This window comes from Arsenicicoccus dermatophilus, assembly GCF_046267915.1.
Classification (GTDB): domain Bacteria; phylum Actinomycetota; class Actinomycetes; order Actinomycetales; family Dermatophilaceae; genus Arsenicicoccus; species Arsenicicoccus dermatophilus_A.
In genome coordinates this window covers 810006-825518 of sequence record NZ_CP176520.1, presented here as the reverse complement: position 1 = coordinate 825518, position 15513 = coordinate 810006, and the positions used below count along the sequence as shown (strand labels likewise).

Here is a 15513-nt window from a genome sequence, read left to right as displayed (position 1 = left end):
GAGGTCACTGCTCCTTGCCGGGGTGGATCACGCGGGCGCCCGCGGCGGGGCCCGTCGCGCGGCGCACGTCCTGCGCCACGCCGGACGCGGTCAGGGCGACCGCGATGTCGAGGGCCTGCTCGTTGTCGCGCGCGAGGAAGGCCACCGTCGGCCCGCTGCCGCTGACGACCCCGCCGAGGGCGCCGCACTCGGCCCCCACCTCGAGGGTCTCGGCCAGGCGCGGCTGCAGCGAGATCGCCGCCTCCTGCAGGTCGTTGCGCAGCGCCCGACCCACGGCCACCTCGTCGCCCACGAGCAGGGCGGCCATCAGGTCCTGGGAGACCTCCGGGCGGGCGACCTGCTCGCCGCGCTCGGCGCGCAGCCGGTCCAGCTCGGCGAAGACCCGGGGCGTGGCCAGGCCCTCGTCGCTGAAGGCGAAGACCCAGTGGTAGCTCCCGCGGGCGAGGGCCGGGACCAGCTCGTCGCCGCGGCCCGTGCCCACGGCGGTCCCGCCCAGCACCGAGAAGGGCACGTCCGCACCCAGCCGCGCCGCGATCGCCTGGGTGCTCGCCCGGTCCAGCTGGGCGCCCCACAGGGCGTCGGCGGCGACCAGGGCCGCGGCGGCGTCGGCGGATCCTCCCGCCATACCTCCCGCCACGGGGATGTCCTTGACGATCTCGATGGCGACCGGCCCGGCCCCCTCGTGCTCCTCCGCCACGGCGACGGCGGCCCGCCAGGCCAGGTTGGTCGCGTCGGTGGGAACCTGGTCGGCGCCACGGCCGCGGACCGACAGCGCGTAGGCCGGCGCCGGGCGCAGGGTGACGTCGTCGTGCAGGGAGACCGCCTGGAAGACCGTCGCGAGCTCGTGGTAGCCCGTGGCGTCGTCGCGCGGGCCGACGATCAGCTCGAGGTTGACCTTGGCTGCGGCGCGCACGGTGACGGCATCGGGGCGGGGCATGTCTGGCACCCTACCGACAACCCGTCGCCGACAGCACAGGTCAGGGTGCGCGGGTCGCCGCGGCGGCGATGCGGGCGTAGGCCGAGATGTCCAGCGCCTCACCACGCGCCTGCGGGTCCACCCCCGCCGCGCGCAGGATCTCCTCCGAGCGGGCCGCCGAGCCCGCCCAGCCGGCCAGCGCCGCCCGCAGGGTCTTGCGCCGCTGCAGGAAGGCCGCGTCGACGATCCGGAAGACCTCCCGCCGGTCCACCGGCTGCCCGTCGACGGTCGGCTCGGGGCGACGCACCATGGCGACCAACCCGCTGTCGACCTTGGGGGCGGGCCAGAAGACGGTGCGTCCCACGGTCCCCGCGAGGCGCACGTCGCACCACCACGCGGCCTTGAGCGAGGGCACGCCGTAGACCTTCGAGCCCGGCCCGGCCGCCAGCCGCTCGGCCACCTCCAGCTGCACCATCACCAGCACCCGCTCGATCGAGGGGAAGTCCTCGAGCATGCCGAGCACCACGGGCACCGACACGTTGTAGGGCAGGTTGGCGACCAGCGCCGTCGGCTGCGGGTCCGGCACCTCGTGCACCGTGAGCGCGTCCGCGTGCAGCAGCGAGAGCTTGTGCGCCACAGCGGGGTTGGTGGTCCGCACGGTCTCCGGGAGGGCCGCGGCCAGGGCCGGGTCGACCTCGATCACGGTGACCTGGCGGACCTCGGGCAGCAACGCCAGCGTGAGGCTGCCCAGCCCGGGACCGACCTCGACCACCACGTCGTCCGGGCTCACCCCGGCCAGGCGCACGATGCGCCGCACGGTGTTGGCGTCGATGACGAAGTTCTGCCCCCACTGCTTGGTGGGCCGCACGCCCAGGCGGGTCGCGAGCTCGCGGACCTGCGCCGGTCCGAGCAGCCCCGTGCCGTCCGCCGTCGCCACGGGCTCGCTCATGCCCAGCCGCCGTAGCTGCGCTCGGCGTTGTCCGACACCGCGCGGCACAGCGTCGGCACGTCCACGTTGAGCGTCGTCGCCATCGCCCGCAGCGTGACCGGGACGAGGTATGGCGCGTTGGTGGCCCCCCGGTAGGGGTGCGGGGTGAGGTAGGGCGCATCCGTCTCCACCAGCACCCGCTCGAGCGGCACGATCGACAGCGCGTCGCGCAGCGCCTTGGCCGACCTGAAGGTCACCGTCCCCGAGAAGGACAGGTAGTAGCCCCGCTCCACGCACTCGCGGGCCATGGCCATGTCCCCGGAGAAGCAGTGCATCACCGTGACCTCGGGCGCGCCCTCCTCGGCGAGGATCCGCAGCACGTCCTCGTGGGAGTCCCGGTCGTGGATCTGCAGGGCCTTGCCCAGCCGCCTGGCCAGATCGATGTGCCACCGGAAGGACTCGTGCTGCAGGGCGTGCCCCTCCGGGCCGGTGCGGAAGTAGTCGAGCCCCGTCTCCCCCACCACGCGGACCCGCGGGTGCTGCGCCAGACGCTCGATCTCGGCGTACGCCGCCTGGAGCTCGCCCGCCTCGTGCAGGGGCAGCACCTCGTTGGGGTGCAGGGCCACGCCGCCGAGGACCTCCGGGTGCAGCACCGCCTGCTCGACGGTCCAGCGCGCGGCCTCCAGGTCGCAGCCGATCTGCACCAGCCGGTCCACGCCGACCGCCCGCGCCTGGCGGATCACCTCGCCCAGGTCCGGGCGCGGCTCGCCGTCGCGGGCGATGTCGACGTGGGTGTGGTTGTCGGGGACGGGCAGCGGCAGCGGGTCGGGCAGCGGAGGCGGTGCCTGCCGGTCGTGCCCGCTCGTCGTGCCGCCGCCGTCGCTCATGCCCCGGCCTCGCCCGTGGACGTGCCCGCGCCGGCCCCCGACATCCGCGCGATCTCCTCCTCGACCACCGAGGGGTCGAGCTTGACGAAGACCGGGGAGGGCTTGGCGACCGGCGCGCCGACCCGCACCGGACGGGACTCCCAGCGCGGCGTCGCCGAGTAGTCCCCGGTGATGATCGGGTAGCTGCGGGAGTCGTCGTCGAGGTCGCGGACCTGCTCGATCCGCGGCATCGGCATGAACTCGCCCTCGCCGCCGAGGACCTGGTGGACCTGGTTGGCCGAGTGCGGCAGGAAGGGCGCCAGCAGGGTGTTGCAGTCGCTCACGCACTGGGCCAGCGTGTGCAGCACGGTGTGCAGGCGCTCGCGCTGGTCCTCGCCCTTGAGCTTGAACGGCTCGGTCCGCGAGACATAGGCATTGACCTCGCCGACGATGCGCATGGCCTCGGCGATCGCCTGACGCTGACGGTGGTGGCCGAGCAGCTCCCCGACGGTGTCGAAGCCCTGTCGCACGACGCCGAGGATCGCCTCGTCCTGCGGCTGCAGCGGGCCCGGCCGCGGGATCTCGCCGACGTTCTTGGCAATCATCGCGGCCGTCCGGTTGACCAGGTTGCCCCAGCCGGCGACCAGCTCGGAGTTGGTGCGCTGCACGAAGTCGGCCCAGGTGAAGTCGGCGTCCTGGGTCTCCGGGCCCGCCGCGCAGATGAAGTAGCGCAGCGCGTCCGGCTGGTAGCGGCTGAGCACCTCACCGACGTAGATCACGTGGCCGCGGCTCGTGGAGAACTGCTTGCCCTCCATGGTCATGAACTCGCTGGACACGACCTCGGTCGGCAGGTTCAGCTCGCCGTACGGACCGGGCTCGCCGCCCTTGGCCCCCTTGCCGTTGTGGGCGATGAGCTCCGCCGGCCAGATCTGGGAGTGGAAGACGATGTTGTCCTTGCCCATGAAGTAGTAGGACAGCGCCTGCGGATCGTTCCACCAGTCGCGCCAGCGCTCGGCGTCGCCGCTGCGGCGGGCCCACTCGATGCTCGCCGACAGGTACCCGATGACCGCGTCGAACCAGACGTAGAGCCGCTTGCCCGGCTGGTCCTCCCAGCCCGGCACGATGATGCCCCAGTCGATGTCGCGGGTCATCGCCCGCGGCCGCAGGTCGTCCAGCAGGTTGAGGCTGAACTTGATGACGTTGGGTCGCCACAGTCCCGACTCGTCCCGCTCGCGCAGGAAGCGCCCCAGCTCCTCGGCCAGGGCCGGCAGGTCGAGCAGGTAGTGCTCGGTCTCCACGAAGGTCGGGGTCTCACCGTTGATCCTGGAGCGCGGCTCGACCAGGTCGATCGGGTCGAGCTGGTTGCCGCAGCTGTCGCACTGGTCGCCGCGGGCCTCGGTGCAGCCGCAGATCGGGCAGGTGCCCTCGATGTAGCGGTCGGGCAGGGTGCGGCCGGTGCTCGGGCTGATCGCGCCCATCTGCACCTGCTGCAGGAAGTAGCCGTTGTCCCGCACCGTGCGGAACATCTGCTGCACGACGGCGTGGTGGTTGCGGGTCGTGGTGCGGGTGAACAGGTCGTAGGACAGCCCCAGGTCGACCAGGTCCTGCACGATGACCGCGTTGTTCTTGTCCGCGAGGTCCTGGGCGGTCACGCCCTCCTTGTCCGCGGCGACGAGGATCGGGGTGCCGTGCTCGTCCGTGCCGGAGACCATGAGCACGTCGTGCCCCGCCATCCGCATGTATCGGCTGAACACGTCGGACGGGACGCCGAAGCCCGCGACGTGACCGATGTGGCGGGGGCCATTGGCGTACGGCCAGGCAACTGCTGACAAGACCTTGCTCATGGGGGCCAAGTCTAGTGGTCGGGCAGGGTCGCTCCCGGCCGGGTTTTCCGAGCCTCGTATGCCGGAGGCGTGCGGCCGGGTCAGGAGACCGGGCCAGGCTCCCGGCGCCAGCCCAGGCCGGTGTTCCCCGTCCGGTGCCACCGGACCGGCTCGGCGGCGACCTCGACGTCGGTGAGCCACCAGGTCTCGTCGGGGTCCCACCCGGCCATCATGGTGGCGGTGTCCTCGTCCAGGTGGAGCACCCGTCCCGCCGTCGTGAGGTAGGCCCAGATCGTCAGGTGCACCGCGTCCCACTCCTACGCAACCGCCTGCCAGTCCGGGATCACCCAGCGGCCGAGTCTGCGGGTGGTCTCCCCCCAGACGGACCAGCGGCTCTCGGTGACCTCCAAGGGGTGCCGGCGGACCAGCTCCAGCCAGTCGGCCGCCGTGCGCACCTCCAGGACGCGGGCCCCCGCGGGCGGGGTCACCCGCCAGGCGAACCCGTCGTCGCTGATGCTCGAGTCCTCCATGAGGATCAGCCGGGTCGGCGCGCCCCCGGCGAGCGCGAGGGAGGGCGTGCCGGCAACCACGCCGCAGCAGGCCGGGACGCTCCACCAGACGCCCCCAGCGCACGTCCGGGATGACGGCGGCGGTGCGCGGCGTGGTCGGCCTCGCTGCGCACGGCGTCGTCGCGCCACCGGGCCAGGAGCGCCCGTGTGCTCACCTGCCCGAGCTGGGGATCCCAGTCGTCCTCCGTCCCCCAGGCCGCCCACTGGTCGTCCGGGCGGACCGGATCGTCCCAGGAGGCCGTGGCCGGCGAGCCGACGAGGGCGTCGGCGACGGGAGCGAGCCGGGCGGTCTCCGTCGCGGTGGGCGGAGCGTAGACGCCGCAGAGCTCCGGTTCACCCCAGTAGCAGGCCCAGGTGACCACCGGCTCCAGGCGCTGCAGGATCTCCGGTGCCGGGTCGGGGCCGGTCCAGCCCGGGCCCAGCCAGGTGGCCACGTCGGCGGGCGCGGCGTCGTGTGCCTCGGTGGTGTCCGGACCGGACGACAGGTAGTCGCACAGGTCGCGACCTCGGGGACTCGCGAGCAGCTCGCCCCCGGAGGGGGCCGTCATACCGGCCGCTCGGCGAGCAGGCGGGCCACGACGTCGATGGCCTCCTCGTAGCCCGCGGTGCCGTGGCCGACGATCGACTCCGCGGCGACGGCCTCGAGGTAGGAGTGGTGCCGGAAGGGCTCACGGGCGTGGATGTCGCTGATGTGCACCTCGATGACGGGCGCCTCGACGGTCTCCAGTGCGTCTCGCAGGGCCACGCTGGTGTGGGTGTAGCCGCCCGCGTTGACGACCAGGCCGACGCAGCTCGCGCGGACCTCGTGCACCCAGTCGATGAGCACGCCCTCGTGGTTGGACTGGCGGCAGTCGGCGACCAGGCCGTGGGCGGCCGCCCGGTCGGCGCAACGGCGCTCGACGTCGGCGAGGGTCTGTACGCCGTACACCTCGGGGTTGCGCACGCCCAGGAGGTTGAGGTTGGGCCCGTTGAGCACCACCACGACAGACCTACCGGGGGCGGTCGGATCTGCCTGGTCGGGTTGCGTAGGCGGATCCGACCGCCCCCGGTAGGTATGCATAGGAACACGCTAGCGGCCCGTCCTTCGGGGAGGGGGACGGGCCGCCAGGGATGTCGGGACGGGGACCAGGTGGCTACCTGCGGGAGCCCGTCACCGACGGAGAGGGCGCATCACATGCGCTTGCCGCCCTTGGACTTGCGGAAGTCCGCGTTGAGCGTCGAGATGACGTCCAGCGGGATCTCCTTGGGGCACGCTGCCGAGCACTCGCCGATGTTGGTGCAGCCGCCGAAGCCCTCGGCGTCGTGCTGCTTGACCATCGCGGCGACGCGGGCCCAGCGCTCGGGCTGACCCTGCGGCAGCTCGCCGAGGTGCGTGACCTTGGCGCCCATGAACAGCATGCCCGCGGCGTTGGGGCAGGCCGCGACGCAGGCGCCGCAGCCGATGCACGCCGCCGCCTCGAAGGCACGGTCGGCCTTGAGCTTCTGCACCGGCACGGAGTGGGCCTCGGGGGCCGCTCCCGTGTTCGCGCTGATGAAGCCGCCGGCCTGGATGATGCGGTCGAACGCCGAGCGGTCCACGACCAGGTCGCGGATGACCGGGAAGGCGTTGGCCCGCCAGGGCTCCACCGTCAGCACGGCGCCGTCCTGGAAGGACCGCATGTGCAGCTGGCAGGTCGTGGTGACCTCCGGGCCGTGCGCCTGGCCGTTGATGACCACGCCACACTGACCGCAGATACCCTCACGGCAGTCGCTGTCGAACGCGACCGGCTCCTCGCCGGCGTTGATGAGGTTCTCATTGAGCACGTCGAGCACCTCGAGGAAGGACATGTCCTCGGAGACGTCGGCGACCTCGTAGGTCGCCAGGGCGCCCTTGGCGGCGGGGCCGGCCTGGCGCCAGATCTTCAGGGTGATTCTCACTTGTAGCTCCGCTGCTTCATCTCGACGAACTCGTACACGAGGTCTTCCTTGTGCAGGGTGGGAGCGCCGTCCTGGCCGCCCCACTCCCAGGCCGCGACGTAGGCGAACTCGTCGTCGTGACGCAGGGCCTCGCCCTCCTCCGTCTGGGACTCCTCACGGAAGTGACCACCGCAGGACTCCCGCCGGTGCAGGGCGTCGATGCACATGAGCTCACCGAGCTCCAGGAAGTCGGCCACGCGGCCGGCCTTCTCGAGCTCCTGGTTGAGCCGGTCGCCCTCGCCGAGGACCCGGACGTTGCGCCAGAACTCGGCGCGCAGGTCGCGAATCATGCCGATGGCCTTCTTCAGGCCCTCCTCGGTGCGGGACATGCCGCAGTACTCCCACATGATGGCGCCGAGGGCACGGTGGAAGGAGTCCACCGAGCGGGTGCCGTTGCAGGTGAGGAAGTGGCGGAGCCGGTCCTCGACCGAGCGCCGGGCCTCCGCGACCGCGGCGTCGTCGGCCGCGACCTTCGGGAACGGACCGGCGGCGAGGTAGTCGCGGATCGTGTTGGGCAGGACGAAGTACCCGTCCGACAGGCCCTGCATGAGCGCCGAGGCACCCAGTCGGTTGGCGCCGTGGTCGGAGAAGTTGGCCTCACCCGTGACGAACAGGCCCGGGATGTTGGACTGCAGGTTGTAGTCGACCCACAGGCCACCCATCGTGTAGTGCACGGCGGGGTAGATGCGCATCGGCGTCTCGTAGGGGTTGTCCCCCGTGATCCGCTCGTACATGTCGAACAGGTTGCCGTACTTGGCCGACACCGCGTCCTTGCCCATCCGCTGGATGGCCTCGGAGAAGTCGAGGTAGACACCGCGGCGGACCATGCGCTCCTGGCCGTCCGGGCCGACCTCGGCGATGGCCGGGCCGACACCGCGACCCTCGTCGCACATGTTCTTGGCCTGGCGCGAGGCGATGTCGCGAGGCACCAGGTTGCCGAAGGAGGGGTAGATCCGCTCCAGGTAGTAGTCGCGGTCCTCCTCGGGGATGCTGCGCGGGTCCTTGTCGCAGTCCTCGGCGCGCTTGGGCACCCAGATGCGGCCGTCGTTGCGCAGGGACTCCGACATCAGCGTCAGCTTGGACTGCTTGTCGCCGTGCTGCGGGATGCACGTCGGGTGGATCTGCGTGTAGCAGGGGTTGCCGAACAGCGCACCCTTGCGGTGGGCCCGCCAGGTGGCGGTGACGTTGCAGCCCATGGCGTTGGTCGACAGGAAGAAGACGTTCCCGTAGCCACCGGTCGCGAGCACGACCGCGTCGGCGAGGTGGGTCTCGATCTCGCCGGTGACCATGTCGCGGGCGATGATGCCGCGCGCCCGCCCGTCGACGACGATCAGCTCGACCATCTCGTGCCGGGTGTACTGCTTGACGGCGCCGGCGGCGACCTGGCGCTCCAGGGCCTGGTAGGCACCGATCAGCAGCTGCTGGCCCGTCTGGCCGCGGGCGTAGAAGGTGCGGGACACCTGCACGCCGCCGAAGGACCGGTTGTCGAGCAGGCCGCCGTACTCGCGCGCGAAGGGGACGCCCTGCGCGACGCACTGGTCGATGATCGCGGCCGAGACCTCGGCCAGGCGGTAGACGTTGGACTCACGGGCGCGGTAGTCGCCACCCTTGACCGTGTCGTAGAAGAGACGGTAGACGGAGTCGCCGTCCTCCTTGTAGCCCTTGGCGGCGTTGATGCCGCCCTGGGCGGCGATGGAGTGGGCGCGCCGCGGGCTGTCCTGGTAGCAGAAGGCCTTGACGTTGTAGCCGGCCTCGCCCAGGGTGGCGGCGGCGGCGCCGCCGGCCAGGCCGGTGCCGACGATGATCACGTCGAGCTTGCGGCGGTTGGCCGGGTTGACCAGCTTGGTCTCGAACTTGTGACGCGTCCAGCGCGTCTCGATCGGACCGGCCGGGCAAGCGGTGTCCTTGATCGGCTCACCCTCGCGGTAGAGCCCGTGGACCAGGTTGTCAGTCATTGGTGGTCACTTCCCGATCAGGCCGGTGAGGATGGCGAGCGGCGGCAGGGCGAAGCCGACCGTGACGATGAGCGCCAGCGCGATCGACACCAGGGTCGAGATCCGCTGGGACTTCGCGGTGCTGGTGCCACCGAGCGTCTGGATCGAGCTGTAGATCCCGTGCCGCAGGTGCAGCCCGAGGAAGACCAGCGCGAGGAGGTAGATCAGCGTCATCCACCAGGTCTGGAAGGCCGCGTAGGTCAGCATGTAGGGGCTCTCGTGCCCGTCGACCAGGAGGCGCTGGTGGTCGTAGGCCGGGTTGACATTGATCTTCATGATCGTGAAGTGCAGCAGGTGCCAGACGATGAAGAGCAGCAGGCCGATGCCGCCGAAGCGCATCGTGCGCGAGGCGAGCGAGGACTTGAGGTTCTTCTTCAGGACGTACTTCTGCGACCGCGCCGCGTGATTGCGGCCGATCAGCTGGAAGGCCGACCAGACGTGGGCGAGCACGGCCACGATCAGGCTGAGGCGGAAGAGCCAGAGGAAGCCCTCGTTGGGGAAGATCGGCGTGAGGAACACCCGCAGGTGGTGGGCGTACTCGTCGAAGGCCGCCTGACCGGCGAACATCTTGAGGTTGCCATACATGTGAAAGAGGACGAAGAACACGAGGTACAGGCCGGAGACCGCCATGATGATCTTGAGGGCGATGCTGGGCGTGCGCGACGTGGTCTGCCTCGCGGAGGTTGTCGAAGTAGCCACGAAGGAAACCTATCGCGCCGCAGGTGGCGGGGCGGTGGCGGGGCGCACCTGGCAGCCAACGGTTCGGGAACGATCTGCGGCGCGAGGACGTTGAAGCCCCGCCTCACGTGACCGAGATCACGCGAGCCCGGCCCTGGTCGGTCACGACGTGGACGACCGGTCCGTATGCCGAGCCGCCAGCGCCCCGTCGTACAGCGCCTTGCGGCTGAGTCCGGTCTCGGCGGACACCGCGGCACAGACGTCCTTGAGCCGCTCCCCGGCCGCGACGCGCTCGCCCACCACGCGCACCGCCTCCGGCAGGCTCGCCACCACGGGCGACCCGCCCTCGACCACGACGGTGATCTCGCCACGCACCTCGCCCTCGGCCCAGGCGACCAGCTCGTCGAGGTTGCCTCGGACGACCTCCTCGTAGGTCTTGGTGAGCTCGCGGCACACCGCGGCCCGGCGCGACCCGCCGAAGGCCTCGCGCAGCGCCCCGAGCATCACCGCGAGCCGGTGCGGCGCCTCGAAGAAGACCATGGTCCGCCGCTCGCCCGCGAGCTCGGCCAGCGCCCGGGCGCGGTCCCCCGCCTTGCGCGGCAGGAAGCCCTCGAAGCAGAACCGGTCGACCGGCAGGCCGGAGACGGCCAGGGCCATGAGCACCGCTGACGGCCCGGGCACGCAGGTGACCCGCACCCCGGCGGCCACGGCGGCCGCCACCAGGCGGTAGCCCGGGTCGGAGACGGAGGGCATGCCGGCGTCGGTCACGACCAGCACCCGCTCGCCGGCCTCGAGGCGGGCGACCAGGTCGGCGGTGCGGCTCGCCTCGTTGTGCTCGTGATAGCTGAGCACCGCGCCGGACGGCTGCACGTCCAGCGCCTGGCAGAGCCGGTGCAGCCGCCGGGTGTCCTCCGCGGCGACGACGGCGGCGTCCCGCAGCTCCTCGGCGAGGCGGGGGGCGGCGTCGCGCGGGTCGCCGATGGGGGTGGCGGCGAGGACCAGGATCCCCGCGCCGCAGGCGCGCGTCATACGAGCGGCTCGCGCCCGAGATCGGCCGTGGTCGGGGGGATCTCGACGGGCGCGCCGTCGTAGGACCGCGGGTCCTCCAGCGGCTCGAGGTGGGTGATGACCCGCAGGCCGGGCAGCTCGGTGTGCAGCGCGTCCTCGACCTCCTCGGCGAGGTCGTGCCCGCGGCGCACGGTCCAGTGCCCGGGCACGAGCAGGTGCAGCTCGGCGAACTCCTGGTGCCCGGACTTGCGGGTGCGCAGCCCGTGGAAGTCGACGTCGTCGCAGGCGAACCGGCCGAGCACGGTCGCGATCTCGCGGTGTCGCTGCGCCGGGAGCGCGGTGTCCATCAGGCCCCCCACGGACTCCTTGAGCAGCCCCACGCCCGCGACGACGATGTTGATCCCGACCAGGAAGGCGACGACCGGGTCCAGGCGCTCCCAGCCGGTGAGCGCGACGAGGAGCACGCCGACGACCACGCCGACCGAGGTCCACACGTCGGTCATCAGGTGCTTGCCGTCCGCGCGCAGGGTGATCGAGTCGTGGGCCCGGCCCGCCCGCATCAGCACCACCGCGACCGCGCCGTTGACCACCGAGGCCACCAGGGACACGCCGAGGCCGATGCCGACGTTCTCCAGCGGCTGCGGGTGCAGGAAGCGCTCGACGGAGGTCACCAGGATCACGCCGGCGGCGATGAAGATCATCAGCCCCTCGACGGCGGCCGAGAAGTACTCCGCCTTGGAGTGGCCGAAGTGATGGTCGTCGTCGGCCGGCTGGGCCGCCACGGTCAGCGCGACCAGCGCCACCACCGCCGCGACGAGGTTGACGATGGACTCGGCGGCGTCCGACAGCAGGCCGACCGATCCGGTGACCAGCCAGGCGCCGGCCTTGAGGGCGATGGTCACGATCGCGGCGGCGATGGACAGCCAGGCGTAACGACGCAGGTCGCGTGCGGGCGCGGCGGGGGTGAGGGCGGGAGCGGTCACGCCCGCCATCATCCCATCCGGTTGGTCCTACGATGTGCGACGTGACCCCAGCCACCGACCTCCGGCAGCGGCTGCGCCAGCGACTGCTCGGCCGCCCGCTCACCGACACCCTGCGCGCCTGGCTGCTCATCGGCGCGATCGCCGTGATCGGCGGCGCGCTGCGCATGTGGCGGGTGGGTGAGCCCCACGAGCTGATCTTCGACGAGACCTACTACGTCAAGGACGGCGTCGGGCTGCTCAAGGGCGGGGTGGAGCTCACCCCCAAGTCCTCGATCACCAGCCACGACGTGCCGTTCACCCACGGCACCACCGACGTCTTCGGCACGGCGGGCAACTTCGTGGTCCACCCCCCGGTCGGCAAGTGGTGCATCGCGGTCGGCGAGATGATCTTCGGTCCCACCAGCGGGTTCGGCTGGCGCTTCACCGTGGCCTTCATGGGGGCCCTGTCGATCCTGATGATCGGCCTGGTCGCCCGGCGGATCTTCCGCTCGACCCTGCTCGGGGTGATCGCCGCCCTGCTGCTCACGGTCGAGGGCCACCACTTCGTGCACTCGCGGACCTCGCTGCTCGACCTGATCCTGATGTTCTGGTGCTTCGCGGCCTTCTGCGCCCTGGTCACCGACCGGGAGACCTCCCGCACCCGCCTCGCGGACCGGGCGGCCGCGATCGTCGAGGGCGGCGGCGACGTCGCGCGGGGTCGCATCCGCCTCGGCCTGCGTCCGTGGCGGCTGCTCGCGGCGGTGTTCCTCGGGCTCGCCATCGGCACCAAGTGGTCCGGCGGGTTCTACCTCGCCGTCTTCGGGCTGATGACGGTGGCGTGGGACGTCCAGGCGCGGCGGGCGATCGGCGAGCGGCACTGGCTGGCCAACGCCGCTCACGACGCCGTCCAGGCGGCCCTGACGATCCTGCCGCTGACCTTCCTGACCTACCTCGCCGGGTGGACCGGCTGGCTGCGCAGCTCCAACGGCTACGGCCGGCACTGGGCCGAGAAGCACCCCGCCCAGGCCGGGTGGGGCTGGGTCCCGGACGCGCTGCGCTCCCTGCTGCACTACCACCAGGAGATGTACACCTCGGCGCGCGGGATCACCTCCTCCCACCCCTACATGTCCAACCCCTGGTCCTGGCTGCTGCAGGGCCGCCCCACGTCGTTCTACTGGCAGAACCCCAAGAAGGGCGAGGAGGGCTGCACCGTGGACTCCTGCGCCAAGGCCATCACCTCGGTCGGCACCCCGACGATCTGGTGGGTGGGGACGGTGGCCCTGGTCCTGCTGGTCGGGATCTGGCTGCTGCGGCGCGACTGGCGGGCCGGCGCGATCGTCGCGTCCCTGGCGGCGGGCTACCTGCCGTGGTTCATGTACCAGGAGCGGACGATCTTCTCGTTCTACGCCATCGTCTTCGTGCCCTACCTCGTCCTGGCCGTCACCTACGTCCTCGGCCTGGTCATCGGCGGCCCCGAGGCCTCACCCACGCGCCGACGCGCCGGACTGACCGTGGCCGGGACCTACCTCGCCCTGACGGTGGCGTGCTTCGTGTTCTTCTGGCCGCTCTACACCGCACAGGTCATCCCTTACGCCCAGTGGCAGCTGCACATGTGGTTCCCCAGCTGGATCTGAGCCCCAGGCCCGGCGGGCAAGGGGCCAGGCCTGCGCCACGGGCAGGTCGACGACCCGGTAGCCCTGCGCCCCGGCCGCCGTCGCCGCGACCAGGGTGGCGATCCCGGCCCGCCGCTGCCACCAGGACTGGCGGATCGTCCAGCCGACGACGCCCTGTCCGTCCAGGGCCACGGTGCGCCGCAGCAGGGACCCCTGCCGTATGACGAGAAGCCTGCGCCCGTCCCGCAGCTCGAGGACCGTGTGCCCGAGCTGGCGGTAGCGGTCCTCCGCCAGCGCGGGCGCCGCGAGCAGCAGGACCGCGGCCGGCAGGCACCACCACCAGGACCATCCCTGCCACGCGACGACCGCCACCGCGGGAGCCAGGAGCGCCAGTCCGCCCTGCACGGCACGGCTCCGGCGCCGTCGCCGGGCCGCCGGGCCGTGGGACGCCAGCGGCACGTCGAGGGCCGCCGCGCCCAGCAGCTCGGCGGCCAGCTGCGCGGTCAGGTGGCGCGGGGACGCGGGAAGCAGCCCCGCCCCCGAGCCCTCCCCCGCGCCGTCGTCCGCGTCGGGACCACCCAGGCCGGTCGTCACGGCCGAGAGCGACGCGCCCCGGACCAGCCGCAGCGGCAGCGGCTCGCTGCGCCGGACGCCGCGCAGCCGGTCCAGGTCGATGGTGGTGGCCCGGACCGTGAGCAGTCCCCGACTCACGTGGAGCCGGGTCGGCGCGGTGCGGGTGACCGTGTGACCCCAGCTGGTCAGGACGTAGCCGACGACCGCGCACAGGAGGACGAAACCCAGGGCCCCGAGGCCGAGACCGACCAGCAGCAGGGCCAGCCCCTGCTGCGCCGCCTCCCCGATCGCCTGGTCGATGCGCTCGTCGGTGAGCACGTCGTCGACGTACTGCGAGCAGAAGCCGAGGATGGCGCCGGCCACGGCCAGGCCGGTGTAGGTGAACGGCGCGTAGCGCACCCAGGACGGCGAGAACCGCACCAGCACCTCGGGATCCGGAGGAAGCAGCCTGGTCGGGACGGCCCTTGCGGCGCCGGTGTCCGGGCCCTCCCCCGCCGGTCCGACGAGGACCGGGTCGAGCTCGGCGGGGTCGAGCGTGGCGGGGCCGGTCCCCATGGGACGCGTCCCCGGGGCCAGCAGCGCGTGCCGCAGCCGATCGGCGTCAGCCACGGTGAGCCCGTCCAGCACCAGCGGCCGACCGCCGGAGACCCCGGTGCCGATCCGGGTGGTCCTCAGCCGCAGCACCCGGTGCAGCGGCGAGGCCGCCACGTCGACGGTGCGCACCCGGTCCACCGGCACGGTCAGCGTCTCGCGGCGCAGGAGCCCGTGCCGCTGCTGCACCCTGCCCTCGCTCACGCGAAAGGTCGTCGTGGCCCACCGGACCGACGCGAGGGCCAGCACGACGAGAGTCGAGCCCAGCAGCCACCACCAGCCCCAGCCGCCGTCCTCGCTGCGGCTGGCCCCCAGCACCAGCGCCGGGATCAGTCCGGGCAGGACCTCCTTGGCCGACCGCAGCGGGTGGATCAGCAGCATCCGGGCGCTGAGCCGCTGCCACCCCTGGTCGCCGGCCGGGGCTGTGTCGTGCGGGGTGCTCACGTCGCGTCGCCCGGAGAGGTCGCCGTCACCCGCGTGAGGTGCACGACGAGCGACTCGGCGGTCGCCAGGTCCAGGGCCTGCAGCTCGACCGCGCCCTCGCTCGACGCCGTCGTGACGGTGACCGTGGCCAGCCCCAGCATCCGCGCCAGCGGGCCGCGCTCCAGGTCGACGGTCTGCACCCGGGAGATCGGCGCGACCCGCCGCTCCTGGGTCCACCAGCCGGAGCGGGTGACCACGGCGTGCGGCGTCACCTGCCAGCGGTGGACGGCATACCGCCAGCGCGGGACCACCAGCACCTCGGCCAGCGTGAGCACCGGCACCGTGGCGAGCAGCCAGACCGACAGCCAGCGCCGCTCCTCGTCGAGCCACCACCACAGCCCCAGCGGCACGAGCAGCACCGCCGCCCCCACGACCAGCTCGAGCGTCCACAGGGTCCGCGCGCGCGGACTCACCCGGTGCTCCGGCTCTGCCAGCGCCCGGCCCAGCCCGTCGTCCCCCTCGACCGCCATGAGGTCACTGTGCCAGAGCCGTGGCGGGTATGCCGGGCGCGCCCCGCCCCCAGGACGGGGCGGGGCGCGCGGGGTTGGGGCGG

General features: G+C 72.4%; 15 protein-coding genes and 1 pseudogene. 1 reads left to right on the top strand and 15 read right to left on the bottom strand.

From position 1 onward, the window contains the following. Positions 1–4 precede the first annotated feature (4 nt). The 13 genes from ACK2IS_RS04215 to ACK2IS_RS04155 form a co-directional block, all read right to left on the bottom strand. Positions 5–937, bottom strand: a complete 933-nt coding sequence (locus ACK2IS_RS04215; protein WP_409484902.1) for a 4-(cytidine 5'-diphospho)-2-C-methyl-D-erythritol kinase — start codon at positions 935–937, stop codon at positions 5–7. 40 nt (positions 938–977) lie between these two features. Beyond that, positions 978–1865 (bottom strand): 16S rRNA (adenine(1518)-N(6)/adenine(1519)-N(6))-dimethyltransferase RsmA, encoded by an 888-nt coding sequence (gene rsmA / locus ACK2IS_RS04210; protein ID WP_409484901.1) that lies wholly within the window; start codon positions 1863–1865, stop codon positions 978–980. After that, the gene (locus ACK2IS_RS04205; protein ID WP_409484900.1) at positions 1862–2731 is read right to left on the bottom strand and encodes a TatD family hydrolase; all 870 of its coding nucleotides are present in this window, start codon (positions 2729–2731) and stop codon (positions 1862–1864) included. The genes rsmA and ACK2IS_RS04205 overlap by 4 nt, the downstream gene beginning before the upstream one ends. Continuing rightward, positions 2728–4554, bottom strand: coding sequence for a methionine--tRNA ligase (gene metG, locus ACK2IS_RS04200; protein WP_409484899.1), 1827 nt, complete (start codon positions 4552–4554; stop codon positions 2728–2730). Before metG ends, ACK2IS_RS04205 begins: the two co-directional genes overlap by 4 nt. An 80-nt stretch (positions 4555–4634) precedes the next feature. After that, positions 4635–4838 carry a hypothetical protein gene (locus tag ACK2IS_RS04195; RefSeq protein ID WP_409484898.1) on the bottom strand — a complete coding sequence of 68 codons (204 nt, stop codon included), beginning with the start codon at positions 4836–4838 and terminating at the stop codon, positions 4635–4637. Positions 4839–4850: 12 nt separating this feature from the next. After that, complete coding sequence (locus ACK2IS_RS04190) at positions 4851–5063, bottom strand: hypothetical protein (RefSeq protein ID WP_409484897.1); 213 nt, start codon at positions 5061–5063, stop codon at positions 4851–4853. A gap of 5 nt (positions 5064–5068) precedes the next feature. Then, complete coding sequence (locus ACK2IS_RS04185; protein ID WP_409484896.1) at positions 5069–5650, bottom strand: hypothetical protein; 582 nt, start codon at positions 5648–5650, stop codon at positions 5069–5071. Then, positions 5647–6081 carry a type II 3-dehydroquinate dehydratase gene (aroQ, locus tag ACK2IS_RS04180; RefSeq protein ID WP_409484895.1) on the bottom strand — a complete coding sequence of 145 codons (435 nt, stop codon included), beginning with the start codon at positions 6079–6081 and terminating at the stop codon, positions 5647–5649. The genes ACK2IS_RS04185 and aroQ overlap by 4 nt, the downstream gene beginning before the upstream one ends. Before the next feature lie 191 nt (positions 6082–6272). After that, positions 6273–7019, bottom strand: a complete 747-nt coding sequence (locus tag ACK2IS_RS04175) for a succinate dehydrogenase/fumarate reductase iron-sulfur subunit (protein ID WP_409484894.1) — start codon at positions 7017–7019, stop codon at positions 6273–6275. Next, positions 7016–9013: a fumarate reductase/succinate dehydrogenase flavoprotein subunit gene (locus tag ACK2IS_RS04170; protein WP_409484893.1), complete on the bottom strand. Its 1998-nt coding sequence runs from the start codon at positions 9011–9013 to the stop codon at positions 7016–7018. The genes ACK2IS_RS04175 and ACK2IS_RS04170 overlap by 4 nt, the downstream gene beginning before the upstream one ends. Before the next feature lie 6 nt (positions 9014–9019). After that, a complete protein-coding gene (locus tag ACK2IS_RS04165) occupies positions 9020–9751 on the bottom strand; it encodes a succinate dehydrogenase cytochrome b subunit (RefSeq protein WP_409484892.1) in 732 nt (243 codons plus the stop codon). A 141-nt stretch (positions 9752–9892) separates the two neighbouring features. Then, positions 9893–10759 carry a 16S rRNA (cytidine(1402)-2'-O)-methyltransferase gene (gene rsmI / locus ACK2IS_RS04160; protein WP_409484891.1) on the bottom strand — a complete coding sequence of 289 codons (867 nt, stop codon included), beginning with the start codon at positions 10757–10759 and terminating at the stop codon, positions 9893–9895. Then, complete coding sequence (locus ACK2IS_RS04155) at positions 10756–11730, bottom strand: cation diffusion facilitator family transporter (protein ID WP_409485628.1); 975 nt, start codon at positions 11728–11730, stop codon at positions 10756–10758. The genes rsmI and ACK2IS_RS04155 overlap by 4 nt, the downstream gene beginning before the upstream one ends. Before the next feature lie 23 nt (positions 11731–11753). Between ACK2IS_RS04155 and ACK2IS_RS04150 the strand changes: the two genes are divergently transcribed. Next, entirely contained in the window at positions 11754–13334 is a 1581-nt protein-coding gene (locus tag ACK2IS_RS04150) for a dolichyl-phosphate-mannose--protein mannosyltransferase (protein WP_409484890.1), read from the top strand. 39 nt (positions 13335–13373) lie between these two features. Here the strand turns inward: ACK2IS_RS04150 and ACK2IS_RS04145 are convergent. Both ACK2IS_RS04145 and ACK2IS_RS04140 read right to left on the bottom strand, forming a co-directional pair. Beyond that, positions 13374–14858: pseudogene (locus ACK2IS_RS04145) on the bottom strand (PH domain-containing protein); the annotation flags it as partial. Positions 14859–14917: 59 nt separating this feature from the next. Next, on the bottom strand, positions 14918–15430 hold the full coding sequence (locus ACK2IS_RS04140; RefSeq protein ID WP_409484889.1) for a PH domain-containing protein: 513 nt from the start codon (positions 15428–15430) through the stop codon (positions 14918–14920). Positions 15431–15513 lie beyond the last annotated feature (83 nt).